Raw genomic sequence first — 21,742 nt, 5'->3', positions numbered from 1 at the left:
GATGCAGCGTAGAAGACCGCGGCCAAAGTGCAACTGCGAGCCGTTTAACTCTGATCTGCACATTCCCGGGTTCGATGGCACCCGGATACCCGGATGAGCTTGCTGCCTTCGCAAGCATCGCGAGGGAGCAAAGCTTCAGGGGCGCAGCAGCAAAATTGGGGGTGGTTCAGCCTGCACTCAGCCAGATGGTCCGAAGCGATCGGGGCGGTCTAGAATCAAGGAGCGTACTACCGTTCTGGAGCTTGCCATGGCCAGATCCCTCCGTCTGCTGGCTGCCTGCGCGGCAGCCCTCGCTTTGAGCGCTCTTGCTGCGCCGCCGGCCGGAACCCTGATCCTTAGCTTCAATCATCCCGAGACATACACGGATGCCGCCTATCGCAGCGCGTACGGCAGCGACAAGGAGAGGGCGCAGGTGATGAACGATATCCGCGCCCACTTCCACGAACTGGCCGCCCGCCACCTGCCGCCTGGCTATACGCTGAACATCGAAGTGCTCGATGTCGACCTGGCCGGACATTTCGAACCGTGGCGTTTTCCCGGCTATGACTTGCGCGTGGTGCGCGATGTCACCTGGCCGCACATGAAGCTGCTCTATGAACTACGCGGCAGCGATGGAGCCGTGATCGGCAGGGGCGAGCAGCGTATCGCCGACCAGACCTTCAATATGGGTGTCAACGTCTACAGTCCCACCGACAGGCTGCGCTACGAGAAAGCGATGATGGACCGTTGGTTCGACGAAGCCGTGACACGCAAGATCCCGGCGCGCCAGAGCGATCACGCCTGATTGGCTGCCTTCCGTTGCGCCAGCGCCGACAAGACGGCCTGGCTCATTGCGCCGACCCCGGCCTTGATCGCGGGCTCAGGCGCCGGCGCAAAGAATGGCGAATGGTTCGATGGCAGCGCCGCGCCGCCGGTCTTGCCCGGATCGGGTGGACGCTCCGGTAGCGCGGGCAGGGCGGCTGACGCGTTCGTGGCGGCCCGTTCATGACAGTGTCAAAAGCGGTCGCCCCGAGAAGACCTGCTCGGCAATCTGCACAGTTTTTTGGAATAGGGGTATCCAAGTGCTGCCAACCCGCGTATATTTCGCCCCGCGGGGTGGAGCAGTTGGCAGCTCGTCGGGCTCATAACCCGAAGGTCGCAGGTTCAAGTCCTGCCCCCGCAACCATATTCGCCCAGGCCCCGCCGGAGCTATCCGCGCGGGGCTTTTGCTTTCATGCCGGAAGATGGTGAGGGAGGCGTCCGCACACCCGGCAAGCTCCCGACCAGACGCAGGCCCCGGACCGCTCAGCGCAGGTGCCCGCCAAACAGTCCGAGCAGGCCGATGACAATGAGGTAAATGGCGACGATATAGTTAAGCAGCCGCGGAATGACAAGAATAAGGATGCCGGCGATCAACGAGATTAGCGGGCCGGCGCTGGTAATGAAGTCCATGATGGGCCTGTGTGATTGGGGTTGATCTGTCGGGCGCTCCTGGGGGCGGCTGTTGGTGGTTACATGGCAGCCAGCTTCGTGACCTTAGTGGCTTCGAGGCTGATGCCTGCCATCAGTCCGCCATGATTTGCTCCGGTGCTCGAGGTATGAAAACGGTGGCGCAGAGAGGCAAAGCTCAGCCGAACACACGCGATCGCAGGTCGTCCTCGAAATCGACAGTCCATTGCGCACCCAGGTTTCCGTTGTATTGGCGGATTTCCCTCCCGAAGCCTACCGAGACGGTGCGCCTGCGTGGCGGCCCAGCGCCTGCAGCGTCTTCAACCGCTGTTACGGTAAATCCGTCGGGTGCGACCCCGTTACGCAGACAGGTCTCGCGGAAAGCTTCCTGCTCCAGCGGAGGGAACTGATTCAGCATCGTCTCCAGCATGGGTGTCTCCTGATGCCGACATGTAACGAGGAAAGGCCGAAGCGGCCAAAGGCGGCCCGTCGGCTGGCCGCCTTTGCCATTTCGCCCGCGGTGCGATGGCTCGGGTGCTGACCCTCTTCAGGGCGGAGGACTGCCGCTCGGGCGGAACGCGTTGTCGATGGCCTGCCATGGAATCCTGAACACCGATTCGAGGGATTCGCTGTAGTACTCGTTGCTGCTCCTTCGTATCGACAGGAACATCCATACCTATGCCCAGAGGATAGTTTATTTACGCACCGGAAGGGCGCGTTTCGGCATCGGTCACTAGTGGCGGGGCGTAGACATAGGGTCAGGGGTCGCGAGTGCTCCAACTTAAATGCATACACACCAGGTCAGTCTTGCAACGGACGCCTGTTCTGGGTCTCGTACAACGCCACGATAACCGTGTACATCATTCCGACTAGACATGGGGTGCCCAAAAGGGTCTGCGCTTGTCCCATTAGCGCAGTAGTCGGCACTGGGTGACGACGGCCGATTATAAACACAATGAAATGCACGATTGGACAGTGTGGCTAGAGTGTATCGCTCGTTAGAACAAAATGGCTTTCCGATCTTTGGCCGTGCATTGGTAGATGCGATTTGTGTGTGGAGTCTCATTCAGTCGAAAATTATTCTCACGACGGAACTTCGAGAACGACCAGCCGCCTGCACTAGTTGATATATCGGGAGTGATTCGCCGATAGGGGCTGAAAAGCTAGCTTTCATCCAGCGAGCCAGGTTGGGCCTCCACGGGAGGATGCGGCACATCGTCTTGCACCTATAGGGACCGATAGGGGACGCTGATGCACCTTGAGTCGGCAAATGATTCCTGTTTCTTCGGTGGCTGAGAGGCCAGGCCACCTTTCTATCCGCAACCCATCTCAGTCATCCAGACTACCTTGCAATTAAGACCGGTAAGCGATCTGGAACGGCCATCCAGAATGCTCTTGTTTGCAGCGGTGCCTCAAATTAACGGACGGGATCAAGCGTTGTCCTCACGAAGAAAGAGCGAGGAACGCCTCGCGACGAGGGACCGGAGAATGGTCTCTCGCCGCCAGAGGCGTTATCACGGTTTGCGCAGGCAATTTAATCATGCGCCCGAGCAGACGAAGTCCATGATGGTGTGAGGACTAGCGCGCACCCGTACTCTGCACTTCTTCCAGTAACGCGCGCGCAGCCAGTTTGCCAAGATTGTTGCCAGCGAATGGACTATCGCCTGTGAGGAGCTTCCGGTCACGGAAAGTACTCCCATCAATTTTAGTATTGACGATCTCTACTCCCATCGCTGCGAGTTTCTCTCCAAAGAACCAACGCAATGGGCCGGGCATATAGCCAATATCTGGCGTCTGCTTGTCCATGGAATCCGGGAATGCGCAGATGCGGTAGCCGCGGAACAGGTCTCCCCCGTTAGGTTCGTCGACGCCGGCGGAAAGCAGGGCCGCAGGCCCATGACACAGCGTGATGATGAACCTGTCGTTTTGCATGGCCCACTGAAGGGTTGCCTTCATATCTGCGCTGAAGGGCAGCCCCATCAGGGCGCCATGTCCCCCAGGGATAAAAACGGCAATGTAGTTTGCGTCCTTGTCCAACGAATTGACTACGTCAGCAAGCTTAAGGGGCTGTTGAAATTTTTGCTCGTACTTCGCGTAGAGGGACTTTATCTCGGCGTCCTCAGAAGGGAACGCCCACCATTCGAACTTGGTCGGATTGCCCGATAAAGTGGCAATGTCGAACTCGAAGCCCGCGCGGTCCAGGTGATACATCGGCAGCAGGGTCTCGACGGGATGGTTGCCAGTAGAAAAGAAGGTACCGTTTCCGGTCAGGAGATAGCGCTCGTCCGCAGCGACGAGTAGTACTTTCCAGCGACCTCCCCGATAAGCGTCCGGATAGTCGGCGTCGGAGAGGTTCGACTTTGGCGATGTGAATTGTGAGAGCGAGTATGGGGAGGGAAAGAACGCCTTGTGCTCGGCTGGGTCAGGCGTCGGCTGCTTGCTGTCGGTCTGGGACGTCATGATAGGCTTCCTTCTAAAAATCAGTTCTAGAGCTTAGTTTTCACCGGCTTTTTTTACATCAAATGGGGAATTCCCCCGATCACCAGCAAGGACCATGCATTCCGGCGCCTTGCTATGTGCACTTCACCTTCCCGCTCGTATCAATGTTTTTTTCGCACTTGCGGGCAACCACGGTTCGGACGCAGGTCGATCGCTTAATCGGCGGGCGGCAGCTTCGCGGACAGTTCAGGAAAATGGAGTTCGCCTTCGTAGGTCTCAGCGCCAGCTTTGAGTATCGCCTTGACCCGCGCCTGTATCGCTTCGTTGGCTACGCAAAGGTCGGCCTCATGCGCTTCCATCAACAACCCTTCGGAGAACGATACGTCCGACCCCATGTCCACGGCCTTTTTCAGATGGGCAATCGTGGTGGTGGGGAAGGTTGCAATGCGGCGGGCGAGCTTGTCCACGAATTGCCCCAGTTCTCCTGCCGGCAGCGCTCGATTGATATAACCGTAGTGGTCGGCCAGTTCTGCCGAGAAGTCTCCGCCGACGAGCAGCACCTCAAGGGCACGTGCGCGCCCCATGCGCCGCGGCAGGCGCTGTGTGTTGCCCCCGCCGGGGACGAGTCCGCAGACGACTTCCGGCTGGCCGAACACAGCCTTGCCGATCGCGGCGAAACACATGTCCGCGGCCAGCGCGATCTCGCAGCCACCACCACGAGCGATGCCTTCGACCTTTGCGATCACGGCTTTTGGCATGTTGCGCAGGCGCTCTCCGAGCATCTGGGTCAGACGGAATGTGCGTGTATTCGAAGTCGTCTTCGGCGCCGAGCCGACACGGTGCAGGCCCGAGTGTGCGATAAAGAATTTCGGCACAGCGCTCTGCAGGATGATGACGCGTACGCTCGCATCCTGTTCCAGTTGTCGGGTCACCCGATCGAACTCATCCGACAGTACCTCATCGAGCAGGTTGAGCGGCGCATAGTTCAATGTTACGGTGGCGACGCCGTGGTCTTTGGTGACCTGGATATGTTTGTAATCGGCGTAGTTTGCGCTGGCCCCTTGGGGCGAAGCGGAGCTTTCGGACGCGGCCCCAGTTTCGGCCGAGACGAGCAACATTCCCGGCGCGAGTGTTGCAGCGCCGACGGACTGGACAAATGAACGCCTGGAGATAGTCGACATGGCAGGTCCTTGGATTCATCTACCGCTTGCCGAGCCAGGCTTGGCCCGTAGTTCGCGGCGGGTCGAGTGATGCGGTTGCCCTCCACCGGGGCGTCGCGGTTTCCCCCAGGCGCCGCGGAGGAAGGTGGCTATGTCAGCAATTTCGGAATTGACGCGGCGGCGATCGAAGGTCAGCATCCCGAATGGCGTGAGTACGCCTTCGGTTGACTCCGCTCCACCACCATTACAGTTCAAGTCGAGGAACATGATTTTGCTTGGTGCGCCGACGACGAATCGCATGACATTCTTTCGAAGTGCTTTAGGATGCACACTCCAATCCAATGGCCTTGCGATTCCCATTAGCGAGTAATTGTTCGTGGAAACGCGAGACACGCTGTTCGCATCGTTAACGCAATCATTCCCGTATCGCTGCGGTGTTTGCAAGGAGCCTCCCTAAGTGGGGGGGTACCCAGGTCAGGTCTTGGCAATGCTGAAGTCGGCGCTCGGATTAGTCCAGGAGGCTTCGGTTCAGCACAAAGCAACGCCCGGAAACAGTGAAGAGTTGGCAGCGCCGGTCATGCCCCCCACCTCCCCCCCCTATGACGGTATCCTATGCCCTTGTGGCTTGATTTCCGTTTCCGCGATCATCCGTTACAGTCGTATCCAGCCCTGCTCGGGTGATCCTAGTGAAGAAAAGTTAGACGCGAGGGGCAAGAAGCGCGAGGGGTAGCTAGTTGGCATTCCGGCGACTGCGGATAGCAATGCTTGTAGTAGCGCCGGGTACACCAAGGTACCGACCATGGCGGAGGTGGGCGGTGAAAGGCGTCGGCGTACTCGGCGTCCGGTGTTGCGGTGGGCGAACCTGCTGCTGGCAAAGCTGGAGCAGTAAGGGCACACCCCCGCCTAGTCTGCGACTCAGGAGCGTAGTATGGGGAAGACTGTATTGGTGACTGGCGCCGGCAGCGGCTTTGGCAAAGGGGTGGCGCTGGGACTCGCGCGCAGCGGGCATAACGTTATTGCAGGAGCGCAAATCTGGCCGCAGGTGACGGAATTGCGCAATGCGGCGGAGCTCGAGGGCGTCCGGCTGACGGTAATCAAACTCGACATGTTGGACGCGATCGACCGGCAGCGCGCGTTCCAGCACGAGATCGACGTGCTGTTTAACAATGCTGGCATCATGGAGGCGGGGCCGGTGGCGGAGATTCCTATCGCGCTGGTGCGGCGGGTATTCGAGACCAATGTATTCGCGGCACTCGAGATGGCGCAGGGGTTCGCCCGACAGATGATCCGGCGCGGCAGCGGCAAGATCGTCTGGACGTCTTCTGTTGCCGGTCTGGTCAAGGTCCCCTGGGTGGCGGCGTATGCGGCATCCAAGCATGCGGTCGAGGCGCTGTGCGCGTCCATGCGTGAGGAGCTGAAGCCTTACGGGATACAAGTCGCGACCGTGAATCCTGGCGCCTACCGGACGGGTTTCAACGACACCGGCATGGAAAGCATGGACCAATGGTGGGAAGACGGAAAGCAAGCGATGCGGCCACGCATGAAGCGTCCGCTGAATAACCAACATGACCCGCAGGAAATGATTGATGCCATGATCGATGTCATCACCGCCGCGTCGCATCGCTACCGAACCATCAAGCCTGATTCCGCCGCTGAGATGGTGCGCCGGGAGCAGCGTGATGAATGGGATGTGATCGTCTAGTGTGCTGCATGCTGTCAGGAAGAGTCACGAATGACGCAATCATCTCCGGTCGCTGCTGCGCAACTGCCCCAATGGCGGCCAGCCTTGATCCTGACAAAGCTGGCGCCACCGCGAACGCGCCACTATATCCATCGTGAACGCTCCATTGGGCTATTGCGGCCTGGCATGGAGCGCAAGCTGACGGTCCTGGTAGCCCCCGCCGGCTTCGGCAAGACGTCGCTGTTGAGTGAATGGAAGAAGGTCTTGGCGCAGGAAGGCTGCGCCGTTGGCTGGCTCAGCATCGACCGCGATGATGATGACCTCTTCCAGTTCGGCGCTTATCTGCTCGCCGCGGCAAGGGAAGCTTGCACGCAGGCCGGCGAGCCGATCCCTTGCGGCCTGAAGCCCGACCCGCTAGCGCCGGCGGACACGATGTTTGCGGAACTTCTCAATGCGGTCTTGGCCCTGCCGCGCCAAATGGTGTTGGTGCTGGATGATTTTGACCGGCTGGCATCGCCAGCCATTCACGAGGCGGTGTTCAGGCTGCTCCGATATGCGCCGGAGAACCTGCATCTGCTCGTCGCGGGGCGGGGCGAGCCGGGCTTTCCGCTGAGTTACTTCGAGGCCCGGGGCCAATTGCTGAAGCTGGATGCGGAGGCCCTGCGCTTTGACAGCGCCGAGGCGCAGGCGTTTTTTTCTGCCGTTTCCGGCCATGCCCTGAGCGCTGCCCAGATCGAGGTGCTGCTGCGAGCGACAGAAGGCTGGGCGGCTGGCTTGCAATTAGCGACGTTTGCATTAAGCGCAACCGACAAGCCTGACGTCTTTGCTGAGCGCTTGCCATTCGCCCGGCGCAGCGTTGAAGCGTATCTGAACGAGAACGTATTTGTTCACGTCCCCGAGCCGCTACAGACTTTTCTCCTACAGACCTCGGTGCTGGACCGGATGTCGGTGCCCTTGTGCGATGCAGTGACAGGCTCCAGCGAGTCGCATGCCACTTTCGAGTGGCTGATGGCTCGGAATTTGTTCGTCAGACCCTTGGACGCCGAGGGCCAGTGGTATCGCTATCACGCGCTGTTTGCCGAATATCTGAGAAAACGCCTGGTGAGGGAGCGTCCCCACGAAGTTGCCGAATTGCATCGCCGGGCCAGTGAATGGTTTGCGGCGCAATCGCTGTGGCAGGAAGCGGTCCGGCATGCCTTGGCCGCGGGGGATGTCGATCGCGCCGCCGGCTGGGTCGAGCAATGCGCGATGACCCTGGTCGAGGCCAGCGACGTGCGGACGGTGCTGAGCTGGGTTGCCAAGCTGCCCCCCGAGGCGGTGCATGGCCGGCTGCGCCTGCGCCTGGCGCAGGCTTGGGCGCTCGCGTTGACGATGCAGACAGTGGCGGCCAAAGCGGTGTTGCAGGCGGTCGAGGATGACATTGGCCACGGGCGGCTGCCCTTGACCGAGGTAGTGCGCGTCGAGTTGCAGGCGGTCACGGCGCTAATCGCGGGTCTGTCCGATGAAAGCGAACTTTCATTGGAAATGGGCCGCAAGGTGCTTGCGCTCGGCCCCGACACCGGCTCATGGGAGGAGGGCATCGGGCTGACCACACAGATCTTCGGGCTCAGCTATGCAGCGGGATTTGACGAGGTCGAACGCCTGCGGCGCACGCTCACCCTCAATACCGGCGCTGATACGCCGATCTACGCCAAGGTGTACCGGCAAAGCATGGTTGGGCTCAGCTTGTTCGTGGAAGGCAGGCTGGGCGAGGCCGTTCAGACCCTGGAGGATGTGCTGCGCGAATCCAACGCGCGCGCCGGCCGGCAGTCTGCCGCATCGGTGCTCCCGGTCGGATATCTGGCCGCAATCCACTATGAATGGAATGACCTCGACAGGGTCGCGGAACTGCTGGACGAGCGGCTCGAGATGGCGCTGCAATCTTGCTCGCTGGGACCCCTGATCGGCTTCTGCGTGACGCTGGCCCGTCTGCGGCTGCTGGCGGGGAAGCAGGATGAAGCCTATCGGATCGTGGAAGACGCGGAAGCCGTAGCCAGAAGCCGCCAATGGCTGCGCATGCAGGTCGCGTGCAAGGCCGAGGCGATCCGGATCAGTATTGGTGCCGGAGATATCGGCCGTGCCGCGCGCATCGGGCACGACCTGGATGGGCTGGTCGGGCAGAAACCGGCGACCTTGCGTGGCAGCTACCTGGAAACCTGGCAACGCTTCCAGGTGGCGCATTGCCGGCTGCTAGTGGGGCGCGGCCGACCCGCGCTAGCTGTTCCCATCCTGCAGGGGGTGCAGGCTGAGGTCCGTGCGGCGGGCATGCAGTACCTGTCCGCCCAGATTTCAGTGATGCTGGCGGTCGCCCTGCACAGTGCGGGGCAGCGTGCGGAGGCTGTGCAGGCCATGCGCGCCGCGCTCACCTATGGCCAGGCGAACGGTCTGCAGCGGGTGTTTCTCGATGCCGGCCCTGCGGCCCGGGAAATCCTTGACGCGCTGTGTCTGCAGCAAGACCGCCTGGCCGAGGTTGAACCTTGGTATGTGAGGAGGCTATGCGCCGGGTTCGATGCGCCGGCAAGCGAGCCAGACGCCGCGGATGACCAGGCGGAGCCGGTGGCCGCCAGCAGGCTAAGCGCCCGTGAAGTGGAAATTCTCGACTACGTGGCACGAGGACTTTCCAACAAGGAGATTGCCCGGGCCATTCGTGTCGCCCCGGAAACCGTGAAATGGCATCTGAAGAATATTTTTGAGAAGCTGAAAGTGAACTCCCGCATCCAGGCGGTCCGCAGTGGCCTGGGCCGGGACCTGCCACGGGTCGCGGAGCGTCCCGTGGCGCGAAGCTAGGTTCCCGCGGGCGCTATCCGATCGCGAACCCATCAACACGCCCCATGTTGTTCCTGACCACCGGGGCGCTGTCCGACTATGTCGCCGGCGTCCAGTCATTCTCACCGCGATGGCGCTGCGATCCTACCGTTCCTTATCGCTAATGGTGTCGCCACGCTGATGCTCGCACGCATCATCCGGGGCGTTTCCACCGGCGTGGCCTCAAGCGTGCTCGGCGCCGGGCTGCTCGACCTGGACACCGTTCGCTGCGTGATGATCAACGGGCTGGCGCCGGGGCTGTGTCTCGCAATGGGCGCGCTGGTCAGCGGCGTGCTGGTCCAGTATCTGCCTTTCCCTCTACGCTCGGCGCATTTCTGTTGCTGCTCGCGATGCGCTGCTGCAAGGTATCCTGGCACTGCGCTTGCCGCAGACCATTGCACGCCGCGTCGGCGCTCTAGGTTCTCTGCGTCCGACTATCCGTGTCCCTTCGCAGGCGAGGTCCGCGCTGATCCTCTCGTCGCCGATCAAAGTCGCGGTCTACTCGATGAATGGTTTCTGTCTTTCCCTAGGGTCCGACCCTCGCCCGCGATGTCACGGCTGGGCAGGCACCGTTGACGGGTAACCCACTGGTTTGGCGGTGCGCTGATCCTGTTGTCGATGGTAGCGACCGTCGCCACTGTGTTCCGCCGTCCACCTTCATCGCAGCGTTAACGGGCACCTCGGTTTGGAATGCGTGCAAATGGGGCAGGCATACCGAAACGGCCGGGGCGCACGGCATCGCTCGCACCCCTGTACTTGCCGCCCTGTGCCGTTACTGGCCCATCGTGAGCACGATCTTGCCGATATGGGTGCCGGAGTCCATCAGTTCATGGGCTGCCCGCGCCTGTTCCAGTGCGAATGTCTGGTAGATGAGCGGCTTGACCGCGCCAGATGCCATCAGCGGCCAGACCTGCGCCTCGAGCTCGCGGATGATCTCGGCCTTTTCTTCAGGCGTGCGCGAGCGCAGGGTCGAGCCCATGTGGGTGAGGCGCTTGGTCAACATCGGGAACAAGTCGACTTCCTTGGCGACGCCCTTGATGACACCGATCTGCACGATGCGCCCGTTAATGCCCGCGGCAGCGTAGTTGCGCGGGACATAATCGCCGGCGATGATATCGACAATGACATCGGCACCTTTGCCTTCGGTGACGCGCATGACGGCCTCGACAAAATCCTCTTCCAGGTAATTGACCGCGTAATCGGCGCCAAGTGCGAGGCTGGCGTCGCGTTGCGCGTCCGAGGCCACGGTGGTGATGATCTTGGCCGCGCCAAAGGCCTTGCTGAGCATGGTGGCTGTGGTGCCGATCCCAGACGCGCCGCCATGGATCAGGATGGTGTCCCCCTTGGTGAACTTGCCCCGCTGGAACAGATTGAGCCAGACGGTCATAAAGGTTTCTGGCATCGCGGCAGCTTCCACCAACCGCAGACCATCGGGCAGGTGCAAGGTATTGTGCTCGCTGGCGACACTGTACTCGGCGTATCCACCCCCCGGAATCAGGGCGCAGACGAGGTCGCCGACTCTGAATCCGGTGACGCCCTGGCCGAGGGCCGCGACTTCGCCCGCGACCTCGAGTCCGGGGATGTCGGAGGCGCCGGGAGGCGGATCGTACAGCCCCTTGCGCTGGAATACGTCGGGACCATTGACGCCTGCCGCATGGTGGCGGATCAGCAGCTCGCCCGGGCCGGGCGCGGGCACTGGCCGCCGTGTGGGCACCAGCACTTCCGGGCCGCCGGGATGCTTGATTTCGATGGCCGTCATCGTATCGGGGATGTTATGCGAAGGCGAAGGCATGAAATTTCCTGATTAACTCGTGGAGCGCGGCGCAGATCTCCGTCGTGGGAATTGCTGTCGCGGTTGAGGCAGTATAGGTTTCTGCGATTCAATGATGTGATGCAGGGTTTCATGGCTGACATGCAGAATCGCATCGGACTATTTGTGCGGTTGAGAGGGGATATGAACTGGGACGATGCCCGGGTTTTTCTCGCGCTGTATCGGGATGGCACGCTGCGCGCCGCGGCGAGATCGCTTGGCGTGGACCAGGCCACAGTAGGGCGGCGCCTTACGGCATTGGAAAGCGTGGTTGGGGCAACCCTGTTCCTACGCACGTCAAGCGGCTATGTGCTGACCATGGCGGGCGAGAGCGTGCTCGATGCGGCGGAGCGCATGGAGCAGTCTGCCAATGACTTCCAGCGGTTGACGCAGGGACTCGACGACCGGCTCGCGGGCGAAGTGAGGATCACCACAACCGATTCGCTGGCGATGGATTTTCTGATGCCAGCGCTTGAGGCGCTACACGTAAAGTACCCTGAGGTCGTATGGCAGATTGATGCATCGACCCGGATGCTGAACCTGGCAAAACGGGAAACGGATATCGCGATCCGCACGGCCAGGCCGGACAACCCCGACCTGATCGCACGCCGTCTGGCCCAATGGCCGATGGGGCTGTTCGCCTCACCAGGCTACCTTCGCGTGCATGGAGAGCCCCAGGCCGGTACGGCCTTTTCCGGCCATGACCTGGTGGTGTACCAGCCTTATGTGCTTGGGTCGAGGGAGCCAATGTTGGTGGGCGAACCCATTTCCGGCGGGCGTATCGTGGCGGCCGTCAATTCCAGCCTGATGTTGCGCAGTGCCATCAAGGCGGGGTTGGGTGTGGGCGAGATTCCTGTCTACATGGGCAAGGCCGACGACCTGGTCAGGCTCTGGCCTGAGCGTTGCCGCGACGTGCCCTATGAGGTGTGGCTGGTGACCCATAAGGACTTGCGCCACACCGCGCGGATACGCGCTGCGATCGAGGAGATCGCGCATGCCTTCGAACGCCTTCGGTAGGAGGAAGGAGACAGCCAGGCCATTCCCGGCTGCCGGCGTTGGCGCAGCCCCCCGTTCGGGGAGGGGCATTGACAGGGCTCGGCGAAGCGAGATGATGATGACTGCACGGGCGTGGCGGACCTATCGGGCGCCATGCCGGCCTGCCCCATGATCCATTTCCAGGGAGATCTGTGATGAGCCAAATCGAGATCGTCAAGGCGTTCTTCGCGCGCTACCGTGAGCATGACATAAACGGCATGCTCGCCATGTTTTCGCAAGATGCGCGTATCGATTATGTCCCCATGAGGCTCGAGGGGCCGGCCGGCGATGCCGGCAGGACAATCTGGCGCGCCCTGATGGATGGTTTCCCGGATTTGAGCAACCAGGTCACTGCGGTCTATGGTGACGATGACCAGCGCACCGCAATTGCCGAGGTCACCATCACGGGCACGCAGGCTCGGGACGTGCTAGGGATCGCAAGCCGAGGCCAGTCCTTCTCGCTGCCGCACGTCTTTATCGTTCGTATGGACACGGATGGCAGGATCGAATTCATGCGCGCTTACTGGGACAACGCGGCGTTCTATGCCGCGCTGACGCCTGCAGCGACCTAGCACGGAGCTACCGCAGCGGGTTGCACGTCTGTGTGGCGCGCTACCCGCGCCGGGTCATGCGCCAGGGGTCAGTGGCTGGATGGTGCCGCCGCCCCATGGCCGGTCTGTGCGCGGACCAGTTGCGCGTCGAAGGCCTGGCGCTCTGCCTCGGCCCTGGCGCTCCGGTCGAAGCGCGAGCACAGGTATGTGACCAGGAACGCGAGCGGGACTGTGAACAGCGCCGGGTGGTCGTACGGAAAGATGGCTGAGGGGTGCCCCAGCACGTTCTTCCAGACGGCAGGGGAAAGTACCACCAGCGCGACCGACGACGCCAGGCCCGACGCCACGCCCCAGACCGCGCCGCGGCTGGTCAGGCCGCGCCAGTACATCGACAGCACCAACACCGGGAAATTCGCCGAGGCCGCTACATTGAAAGCCAGCGCGACCAGGAACGCCAGGTTCTGCCCTTTGAAGGCAATCCCCAGCAGCACCGCAACGATGCCGATGGCCAGCGTGGCTTTTTTGGTGACGGCGATCTCGGCTGCCTCGGTGGTAGTGCCGCGCCGTAGGACACCGGCGTAGATGTCGTGCGAGATCGCCGAAGCACCGGCCAGCGTCAGGCCCGACACCACGGCGAGAATCGTGGCAAAGGCGACGGCCGCCAGGAACCCGAGGAACAGGTTGCCGCCGGTCGCGCTGGCCAGGTGCATCGCGACCATGTTGCCACCGCCGAGCAGCTTTCCGCCGACATGGCCGCCTTCAAAATAGCGTGGATCGGTACCGACGATCACGATGGCCGCAAGTCCGATGGCAAACATGGCGAGGAACATGTAACCGATGCAGGTGCTGGCTACCAGCACGCTCTTGCGTGCTTCGCACGCATTCGGCACCGTAAAGAAGCGCATCAGGATATGCGGGAGTCCCGACAGCCCGAGCACGGTGGCCACACACAGCGAGAGCGCCGAGACCGGATCGGCGAACAGCGTGCCCGGCGCGAGCAGGGCGGGGCCGCTGCGGTGCACCGCGATTGCCCTGGCAGCCAGCGCTTCAAGGCTGAAGCCGAAATGCCCCAGCGCCAGGAGCATCAGCAACGAGCCGCCGAACAGCAGCAGCACTGCCTTGACGATCTGCACCCATGTCGTCGCGATCATGCCGCCAACAGTCACATAGATCATCATCAGCACGCCGACCCCGATGACGGCATAGACATAGTCGATGCCGAACAACAACTGCACCAACTCGCCGGCGCCGACCATTTGCACGATCAGGTAGAGCAGCACCACCACCAAGCTACTGGCCGCTGCAATGCAGCGCGTGCTGACGGGATCGAGCCGGTCCGAAATAATGTCGACGAAGGTGAATTTGCCGAGATTACGCAGTCGTTCGGCCATCAGGAACAGCATGACCGGCCAGCCGATGAAGAACCCGACGATATACAGCAGGCCGTCAAAGCCGCGCGCATAGACCAGGCTGACCACGCCGAGCAGCGTGGCCGCCGACATGTAGTCGCCCGCCACGGCCAGGCCGTTCTGCATGCCGGTGATGCCGCCGCCTGCGGTAAAGAAGTCATTGGCGGTCCGGGTGCGCGAGGAGGCCCGGTACGTGATGCCCAGCGTCAGCGCGACGAAGAGCAGGAACATGGAAATGGCCTGGAGATTCATTGTCCGGCCTCCGACAGGATCTGCTGCACCATCGCTTCCAGCTCGCCGTTGGCCCGGCGCACGTAGAACCACGTCGCCCCCCACCCCAGCAGCATGATTCCAATGGCAAGGACGATGCCAAGGTTGAACAATGTTTCCGGATGAAGCCGCTCGGCCAGGCGCTGGGGCTGCATTGCAACCGCGAGCATCAGCGCGAGAAAGGGGGCGAGGACCAGGGCCAGCAAGGCCCGCGAGAGGCGAGCGCGTCGGCGGACCAGTTCGCCGAACCTGGGATGGCGCCTGATGCGCTCTGTTGTGGTGAAAGCTTGCATTGCTTTGTCTCCTGAAGCGGGTTTTCTAGTGAGAACGCACTTGCCACGCCGGCATTGGCTACCGGCTCATGGGTGGGTGCCGGAATTGGGGGAGGGGGGCGGGGCGGCCTGGTACTTGTCGCGGAGCAGGCGCTTGTTGATCTTGCCCACGCTGGTCTTTTCGATCGCCTCGACAAAGAGCACCCGTTCCGGTACCGCATACTTCGAGATCGCGCCACGGCGGACGAAATCGCGCAGATGCTCCTGGATCTCTTCTGCTCCGGCCGACTGTCCCGGCCGCAATACGATCAACGGCAGCGGGCGTTCGCCCCACCGCGCATCCTTGATGCCGATAACCGCCACTTCGCTCACCGCGGCGTGACGCGAAATCAGGTCTTCGAGCTCCAGTGACGACACCCACTCGCCACCGCTCTTGATCACATCCTTGATGCGGTCGGTGACCTGCAAATAGCCATCGCTGTCGATCGAGCCAATGTCGTTGGTATGGAGGTAGCCACCGGCCCACAGGTGCTCGGACTCCGCCGCATTGCCGAAATAGCCTTGCGTGAGCCATGGCGCGCGGACCACGATTTCGCCGCTGGCCTTGCCATCGTGCGCAATGTCGCGCATCTCGTCATCGACGATGCGCAGGTCGACCAGCGGAACCGGCAAGCCTGTCTTGGTGCGGACGTCGAGTTCGGTGGTGGCATTGCCAAGCAGCGAGGTCTTCACCTGCGCCAGTGTGAGGATGGGGCAGGTCTCCGACATGCCGTAGCCGGTGAACACGTCGATGCCGCGGTCGATGGCGGCCTGCGCCAGGCCGCGGGGCAGCGCCGACCCGCCCACGATAATCTTCATGCCGCTCAGATCGACCGCGGCCGAATCCGGGTGCGACAGGATCATGTTGAGCAGCGTAGGCACTCCGTGGGAGAAGGTGATGCGCTCGCTCTGCACCAGCTGAAGGAGTTGGTCCGCAGCATAGCGCCCCGGATAGACCTGTTTCATACCAAGCGCCGTTGCCACGAAGGGCATTCCCCACGCATGCACATGGAACATCGGCGTCAGCGGCATGTAGACATCGTCCCGATGCACGCGTCCCTGAGTTGGCGCGCTGGTCAGTGCCGCCATGGTCGCCAGCGTATGGAGAACAATCTGCCGATGGCTGAAATACACCCCCTTGGGCAAACCGGTGGTGCCGGTCGTATAGAAGGTAGTTGCCCGTGCGTTCTCGTCGAAGTCGGGAAAGGGATAGTCTGGTGGCGAAGCGGCCAACAGCGTTTCGTACTCGGCGACAAAGCCTTCGGCCAACGGCGCGCTCTCGAGAGAGAGCGTGTCGTCGCCGATCAGCACCAGGCACTCGACGGATTCCAGCTGGTCGCGGATTGCCGCTACGACCGGCAGGAAGTCGGCGTGGACCATCAGAAGCCTAACGCCAGCGTGGTTCAGTGTGTAGGCGATCTGTTCCGGCGACAGGCGCACATTTACCGTCATCAGCACCGCCCCCATCATGGGGATGCCGAAGTAGCTTTCGAGGTAGCGGTGGCTGTCCCAGTCCATGACTGCCACCGTATCGCCCTGTGCAATGCCGAGCGATTGCAGGCCGCTGGCCAGTTGGCCGATTCGGTGCCGCATGGTCCAGTAGCTGTGCCGCACCTGACCGCGGTAGACGATTTCCTGTTCCGGATTGACCGCCAGCGGCGCGTGCAGGAGCTGCTTGATCAGCAGCGGATAGGCATACGCCGACGGCGTGCGGTGGATTGGGGTAGGCCGTGTCACGGAGGAGCTCCTTGATCGCTGTGGCAGCGGCCTGGGCAGCATGCGCCATGACTTGCATGCAGCGCCAGGGACGCCGGATGCCTGCCAGCGTAAGCGCCGTGGCACGGCTTTCCAGCCCCCCAATAGGGGAGGCACCGGGCATCCTGAGGGTTGCCCCCGGGGGCATTGTGAGGTGCCTCCCCGTTCGGGTGGCTGGCTTCCCAGACGTGATGGCTTAACCTGCGCTCCGACAACCGCGTCGAAGGAGACTGCAAATATGGCTTCCCCACCTCGTCCACAACCTGTCTTTCCCGATCTGGAGGGCAAAGTGGCACTTGTGACCGGCGCATTCGGCGGGCTTGGCCGCCACTTCGCGCTGACCCTGGCAAACGCTGGATGCCGCGTAGTGCTTGCCGGCCGCCGACTCGCCGAAGGGGAGCGCTTGCTGGCAGAGATCCGGGCGATGGGCGCAGACGGATGTGTTGTGCAGTTGGATGTGTGTGACCCCGATTCCGTATCCGGCGCATTCTTCCAGGCCGAGCAGGCGCGGGGAACTGTGGACATCGTCGTCAACAGTGCTGGCATTGCAACCACCGGGCCCGCGCTAGAGACCAGCGAGCAGGATTGGGCGCGGGTCATCGATACCAACCTCACCGGCGCCTGGCGTGTGGCGCAGTACGCCGCGCAGCAGATGCGCGAAGCTGGCCGGCAGGGCAGCATCATCAATATCGCTTCCATTCTGGGTCTGCGGGTGGCGCAGCAGGTTCCCGCATACACGGCCGCAAAGGCCGGTTTGATCCACCTGACGCAATCGCTGGCACTGGAATGGGCGCGCCATGGCATCCGCGTCAACGCACTAGCGCCGGGGTACTTTGCTACGGAGATTAATCGCGCCTTCTTCGACACGGCCAGCGGGCAAGCGATGGTCCGGCGGATTCCTCAACGGCGCCTGGGACAGCCCTCCCAGCTTGATGGCGCCTTGCTGCTGCTGGCATCGGGGGCATCCGATTACATCACCGGCGCCGTATTGCCCGTCGACGGCGGGCATCTGGTCAGCTCGCTCTGATGCGTCACGCGATTTCCCACACCAGCCAAAGGACAGTCCAATGAACGATACGACTTACCGCAATTGGGACGCGCTGGCCCGGCTGCTCCACGCGCGCGGGCTGATCAACCAGGCATCGCTTACTGCCACCCGGCTTACCGGTGGCCAGTCCAATCCGACTTTCCTGGTCTCCTCCGGTGCACACCGCTACGTGCTGCGGATGAAGCCTGCCGGGCACATCCAGCCCAAGGCGCACGCCATCGACCGCGAGTTTCGCGTCATGAGCGCGCTCCAGGGCAGTAATGTGCCCGTCCCCGCCGTGTACTTGTACAGCGAAGACCTGTCCGTGGTTGGCAGCCCGTTCTACCTGATGGAGTACCTCGATGGCAGGGTAATGGTGGACCAATCGCTGCCGGGTATGCAAAGCGCCGAGCGGAGTGCCATCTACGCGGAGATGAATCGCGTGATGGCAGCGCTGCACCGCATCGATGTCCAGGCCGTAAGGCTTGCCGACTACAGTCCTGTCGGTAACTACCTGGCGCGTCAGATTGCCGGATGGACGCGCCAGAGCCGCGCCACTGGCGCGCTCGAAAGTTCCGCCATGCAAGCGCTGATGAGCTGGCTCCCAAGGAACATCCCCGCGGTCGAGGAGACGCGACTCGTCCATGGCGACTTCCGCCTTGACAATCTGGTCTTTCACCCGAGCGAGTCCAGGGTAATCGGGGTGCTGGACTGGGAGTTGTCCGCGCTGGGAGATCCGCTCGTCGATTTTGCCTATCATTGCCTGAGCTGGCACATCCCTTCATCGCTGTGGCGCGGTATCGCTGATCTCGACTTCGCAGGCCTCGGTATCCCGAGCGAACAGACATATTTGCAGTGGTATGCCGAAGCCAACGGCAGTGCGGGTCTCGAGCACTGGGACTTCTACATTGCCTACAACCTGTTCAGGTTGGCCGCCATTATGTTTGGTATTGCAGAGAGGGCACGGCAAGGCAACGCTGCCGCTGCGGATGCCGTCGAGACTGGCCGAAAGGCCAGACCGACAGCCGACCTGGGATGGCATTACGCGATGCGCTATGAGGCCATCCGCAATCGTAAGGCGCATGCGCTGTCCTGATGAGGACATAGGTGACGCACTTCCTTGGCTATGTCTTGGTCATGTTCCAGGCAATAGCCCCCAGCCTTCTTGCACTTCGCTCAAATTCGCTCATTTAGGGACACTAGCCAATGACGTACCGTGCTCCTCTTAAAGAAATGTTTTTTGTCTTGGACACCTTAGCCGGTCTTGAGGCTATCAATAGACTGCCTGGATTTGAGGAGGCTTCACGGGAAACCGCATACTCTGTCCTGGAGGAGGCTGCCAAGTTTAGCGAGCAAGTAGTTGCACCACTAAACCGAGTCGGTGATCTGGAGCCAAGCCGGTGGCAGGAAGAGGAGGTGATCACGACGCCGGGGTTCAAACCGGCCTTCCAGCAATTCGCGCAAGGCGGATGGCAGGGAATTCAACATTCGCAACAGTTCGGTGGTCAAGGGCTGCCGAAGTTGATCGCGACTGCTTGTCACGAAATGCTGCACTCGGCGAACCTGTCATTCGCGCTTTGTCCTATGCTGACCGACGGCGCCATCGAGGCGCTGCTGACGGCAGGTTCCGACGCCCAGAAGGCCACCTTCCTGCCCAAGCTGATCTCGGGCGAGTGGACCGGCACCATGAACCTGACCGAGCCGCAGGCGGGCTCGGACCTGGCCGCGGTGCGCACCCGCGCCGAGCCGCAGGGCGACGGCACGTACAAGGTGTTCGGCACCAAGATCTTTATCACCTACGGCGAGCACGACATGGCGCAGAACATCGTGCATCTCGTGCTGGCCCGCACTCCTAACGCGCCTGAAGGCGTGAAGGGCATCTCGCTGTTCATCGTGCCCAAGTTCCTGGTCAATGACGATGGCAGCACCGGGGCGCGCAACGACGTGCATTGCGTCTCGATCGAACACAAGCTGGGCATCAAGGCCAGCCCCACGGCGGTGCTGCAGTTCGGCGACCATGGCGGCGCGATCGGCACGCTGGTCGGCGAAGAAAACCGCGGCCTCGAGTACATGTTCATCATGATGAACTCGGCACGCTTCTCGGTCGGCATGCAGGGCATCGCCGTATCCGAACGCGCCTACCAGCAGGCGGTGGCCTTTGCGCGCGAGCGCGTGCAGAGCCGCCCGGTCGATGGTTCGGCGCGCGAGGCGGTGACCATCATCCACCACCCTGACGTCAAGCGCATGCTGATGACCATGCGCGCGCTGACCGAAGGCGCGCGCGCGGTGGCCTACGTGGCCGCGGCCGCCAGCGACGCGGCGCACCAGCATCCCGACGAAGCCGTGCGCGGGCAGAGCCAGGCGTTCTACGAGTTCATGGTGCCGGTGGTGAAGGGCTGGAGCACCGAACTGTCGATCGATGTCACCAGCCTCGGCGTGCAGGTGCACGGCGGCATGGGCTTTATCGAGGAAACCGGCGCGGCGCAGCATTACCGCGACGCTCGCATCCTGCCGATCTACGAGGGCACTACGGCGATCCAGGCCAACGACCTGGTCGGCCGCAAGACCGTGCGCGACGGCGGCGCCGTCGCGCGCGCTATCTGTGCGCAGATTGTGGAAACCGAAGCCGCGCTGGGCCAACACGGCGGCGCTGCCTTCACCGCGGTGCAGGCGCAGCTGGCCAGGGGCCGCGCCGCGCTGGAAGCCGTGGTGGAATTTGTCGTTGCCAACGCCAAGGCTGATCCGAACGCGGTCTTTGCCGGCAGCGTGCCGTACCTGAAGCTGTGCGGCATCGTATTTTCCGGCTGGCAACTGGCCAGGGCGATGCTCGCTGCAGATGCAAAATCGGCCGAGGATCCGAACTTCTACGCCGCCAAGATCGCCACGGCGCTTTTCTTCGCGGAGCACGTCCTTTCGCAGTCTTCGGCTATGTGTGCCGCCGCGACGGCTGGAGATGTGGAGGTGACCTACTTTAGGGTTTAACGTGACGACCGACTGGTTCGCTCTGGCGAAATCTCAGCTCTTGATTGTGCCGTCAAATGAGCTTCTTATGGTCTTGATAGGCTGGGCAATTGAGGGACAGCCGTGGTGGTTATTGGTGCGCTCATATCTTGTGGATGACTGTTAGCTGTACAGATTCGGCCGTTGCATCGTAGAAAGCCATTGGCCGCTCATGGCCGGGAGGCGCCATTCGATCACGGATTTGGGCAGTCTCCATCCTCAAGCCTTCTTTGCACGTCTCGGTCTCCACCCAACTTTCGAACTGGGTAACGGCTGCGGAGTCAAAAGTTCGAGTCAGCAGGAATCGCAGTCCCTTTGACTCATGGTGGGAGCTAACGTGAGCCGGAGGATATCAATCCTAGCTCTATCAACATCTGTCTCAGTTCATCGCGTGAGAACCTTAATGCATCATAGAGCGCGTACACAAACGACTTTTCTGGGCAGTTGACCTTGTCGAAATAGCAGCCTTGCAAGATGAGGGAAAGCTAGAGTAGACAAGCGGCGTGCAGCGCCAACGAATATACACAGCGGAAAAGGGCACCCTTGGGGAGATAAAGCAAATGATTTCATACCAAGAAGGGTGCATTCGAGTTGAGCGCCTAGTTCAGCTCATGAATTACCGGGGACTGCTGACCGCGGCTGGGTTATCGACTGAAGGGGACGGGGCGATCTATTACATCCGCGAGATGCTGGAAGAGCTCCTGGAGGATTTTCGCCCGGGAATCTTTGCAACAGAGCCCAGTTCAGTCGTTGACACTACGGAACAGGTTTCCCAACTTATCGATAAAGTCCTTGGGCTAACGACGAGGTGGGTAACACTGATCATGGGCCCACTCGATCGCAGCTACCAGGTTTGCCCGAAGGATGGTGACGTAGGCTACACGCCGAACTTGGCGGAAGCCGCCGAATTTGAAAAGGAAGAGGAAGCCAACCAGGCGGGCCACGATCATTGCGATCCGGGCGTTGTGGTGATGCGCGACACTGCCGTCGGAACCTGAGGACTGAGCATTTGATCTTGATAG

18 protein-coding genes and 1 tRNA gene are annotated in these 21,742 nt (G+C 61.7%); 11 read left to right on the top strand and 8 right to left on the bottom strand.

What is annotated here, in order from left to right; genetic code table 11:
- Positions 1-74 precede the first annotated feature (74 nt).
- The 3 genes from I6H87_RS25585 to I6H87_RS25575 all read left to right on the top strand — a co-directional run bounded on the left by I6H87_RS25585 (position 75) and on the right by I6H87_RS25575 (position 1,165).
- Positions 75-299 (top strand): helix-turn-helix domain-containing protein, encoded by a 225-nt coding sequence (locus I6H87_RS25585; RefSeq protein ID WP_081050151.1) that lies wholly within the window; start codon positions 75-77, stop codon positions 297-299.
- Positions 248-784 (top strand): DUF3016 domain-containing protein, encoded by a 537-nt coding sequence (locus I6H87_RS25580; RefSeq protein WP_011617177.1) that lies wholly within the window; start codon positions 248-250, stop codon positions 782-784. The genes I6H87_RS25585 and I6H87_RS25580 overlap by 52 nt, the downstream gene beginning before the upstream one ends.
- A 305-nt stretch (positions 785-1,089) precedes the next feature.
- Positions 1,090-1,165: transfer RNA gene (locus tag I6H87_RS25575), tRNA-Met, on the top strand.
- 119 nt (positions 1,166-1,284) lie between these two features.
- On the opposite strand, the gene I6H87_RS25570 is transcribed toward I6H87_RS25575, so the two are convergent.
- From I6H87_RS25570 to I6H87_RS25555, 4 genes are all read right to left on the bottom strand, one after another.
- Entirely contained in the window at positions 1,285-1,431 is a 147-nt protein-coding gene (locus I6H87_RS25570) for a DUF3096 domain-containing protein (RefSeq protein ID WP_010809333.1), read from the bottom strand.
- Positions 1,432-1,606: 175 nt separating this feature from the next.
- Positions 1,607-1,858: a hypothetical protein gene (locus I6H87_RS25565; RefSeq protein WP_011617176.1), complete on the bottom strand. Its 252-nt coding sequence runs from the start codon at positions 1,856-1,858 to the stop codon at positions 1,607-1,609.
- 1,148 nt (positions 1,859-3,006) lie between these two features.
- Positions 3,007-3,888 (bottom strand): glyoxalase III HchA, encoded by an 882-nt coding sequence (gene hchA / locus I6H87_RS25560; RefSeq protein ID WP_010809335.1) that lies wholly within the window; start codon positions 3,886-3,888, stop codon positions 3,007-3,009.
- Between the two features lie 194 nt (positions 3,889-4,082).
- The gene (locus I6H87_RS25555) at positions 4,083-5,048 is read right to left on the bottom strand and encodes an enoyl-CoA hydratase/isomerase family protein (protein ID WP_011617175.1); all 966 of its coding nucleotides are present in this window, start codon (positions 5,046-5,048) and stop codon (positions 4,083-4,085) included.
- A 907-nt stretch (positions 5,049-5,955) separates the two neighbouring features.
- On the opposite strand from I6H87_RS25555, the gene I6H87_RS25550 reads away from it, so the two are divergent.
- Both I6H87_RS25550 and I6H87_RS25545 read left to right on the top strand, forming a co-directional pair.
- On the top strand, positions 5,956-6,729 hold the full coding sequence (locus tag I6H87_RS25550) for an SDR family oxidoreductase (protein WP_011617172.1): 774 nt from the start codon (positions 5,956-5,958) through the stop codon (positions 6,727-6,729).
- 165 nt (positions 6,730-6,894) lie between these two features.
- Complete coding sequence (locus I6H87_RS25545) at positions 6,895-9,534, top strand: winged helix-turn-helix domain-containing protein (RefSeq protein WP_231881437.1); 2,640 nt, start codon at positions 6,895-6,897, stop codon at positions 9,532-9,534.
- 790 nt (positions 9,535-10,324) lie between these two features.
- Here I6H87_RS25545 and I6H87_RS25540 read toward each other — a convergent pair.
- A complete protein-coding gene (locus I6H87_RS25540; RefSeq protein WP_011617169.1) occupies positions 10,325-11,344 on the bottom strand; it encodes an NAD(P)H-quinone oxidoreductase in 1,020 nt (339 codons plus the stop codon).
- Positions 11,345-11,506: 162 nt separating this feature from the next.
- Here I6H87_RS25540 and I6H87_RS25535 point away from each other — a divergent pair, with 162 nt between their 5' ends.
- Both I6H87_RS25535 and I6H87_RS25530 read left to right on the top strand, forming a co-directional pair.
- On the top strand, positions 11,507-12,379 hold the full coding sequence (locus I6H87_RS25535) for a LysR family transcriptional regulator (RefSeq protein WP_011617168.1): 873 nt from the start codon (positions 11,507-11,509) through the stop codon (positions 12,377-12,379).
- 173 nt (positions 12,380-12,552) lie between these two features.
- Complete coding sequence (locus I6H87_RS25530) at positions 12,553-12,969, top strand: nuclear transport factor 2 family protein (RefSeq protein WP_011617167.1); 417 nt, start codon at positions 12,553-12,555, stop codon at positions 12,967-12,969.
- A gap of 68 nt (positions 12,970-13,037) precedes the next feature.
- Here the strand turns inward: I6H87_RS25530 and actP are convergent, their stop codons facing one another.
- The 3 genes from actP to I6H87_RS25515 all read right to left on the bottom strand — a co-directional run bounded on the left by actP (position 13,038) and on the right by I6H87_RS25515 (position 16,717).
- Positions 13,038-14,609: a cation/acetate symporter ActP gene (actP, locus tag I6H87_RS25525; protein ID WP_011617166.1), complete on the bottom strand. Its 1,572-nt coding sequence runs from the start codon at positions 14,607-14,609 to the stop codon at positions 13,038-13,040.
- Positions 14,606-14,920, bottom strand: coding sequence for a DUF485 domain-containing protein (locus I6H87_RS25520; RefSeq protein ID WP_010809344.1), 315 nt, complete (start codon positions 14,918-14,920; stop codon positions 14,606-14,608). Before I6H87_RS25520 ends, actP begins: the two co-directional genes overlap by 4 nt.
- A gap of 66 nt (positions 14,921-14,986) precedes the next feature.
- Positions 14,987-16,717: a fatty acid--CoA ligase gene (locus tag I6H87_RS25515; protein WP_081225761.1), complete on the bottom strand. Its 1,731-nt coding sequence runs from the start codon at positions 16,715-16,717 to the stop codon at positions 14,987-14,989.
- Between the two features lie 214 nt (positions 16,718-16,931).
- Here I6H87_RS25515 and I6H87_RS25510 point away from each other — a divergent pair, with 214 nt between their 5' ends.
- The 4 genes from I6H87_RS25510 (at position 16,932) to I6H87_RS25495 (ending at position 21,718) form a co-directional block, all read left to right on the top strand.
- Complete coding sequence (locus I6H87_RS25510) at positions 16,932-17,720, top strand: SDR family NAD(P)-dependent oxidoreductase (protein WP_011617164.1); 789 nt, start codon at positions 16,932-16,934, stop codon at positions 17,718-17,720.
- Positions 17,721-17,760: 40 nt separating this feature from the next.
- Entirely contained in the window at positions 17,761-18,816 is a 1,056-nt protein-coding gene (locus tag I6H87_RS25505) for a phosphotransferase family protein (RefSeq protein WP_011617163.1), read from the top strand.
- 110 nt (positions 18,817-18,926) lie between these two features.
- Positions 18,927-20,702 (top strand): acyl-CoA dehydrogenase, encoded by a 1,776-nt coding sequence (locus I6H87_RS25500; RefSeq protein ID WP_037025429.1) that lies wholly within the window; start codon positions 18,927-18,929, stop codon positions 20,700-20,702.
- A 578-nt stretch (positions 20,703-21,280) separates the two neighbouring features.
- Positions 21,281-21,718, top strand: coding sequence for a hypothetical protein (locus I6H87_RS25495; RefSeq protein WP_011617161.1), 438 nt, complete (start codon positions 21,281-21,283; stop codon positions 21,716-21,718).
- Positions 21,719-21,742: the final 24 nt, after the last annotated feature.

Source organism: Cupriavidus necator, assembly GCF_016127575.1.
In the GTDB taxonomy this organism is placed as follows: Bacteria; Pseudomonadota; Gammaproteobacteria; order Burkholderiales; family Burkholderiaceae; genus Cupriavidus; species Cupriavidus necator_D.
The sequence above is the reverse complement of the archived record's forward strand: the minus strand, read 5'-3'. Positions and strand labels throughout refer to the sequence as shown.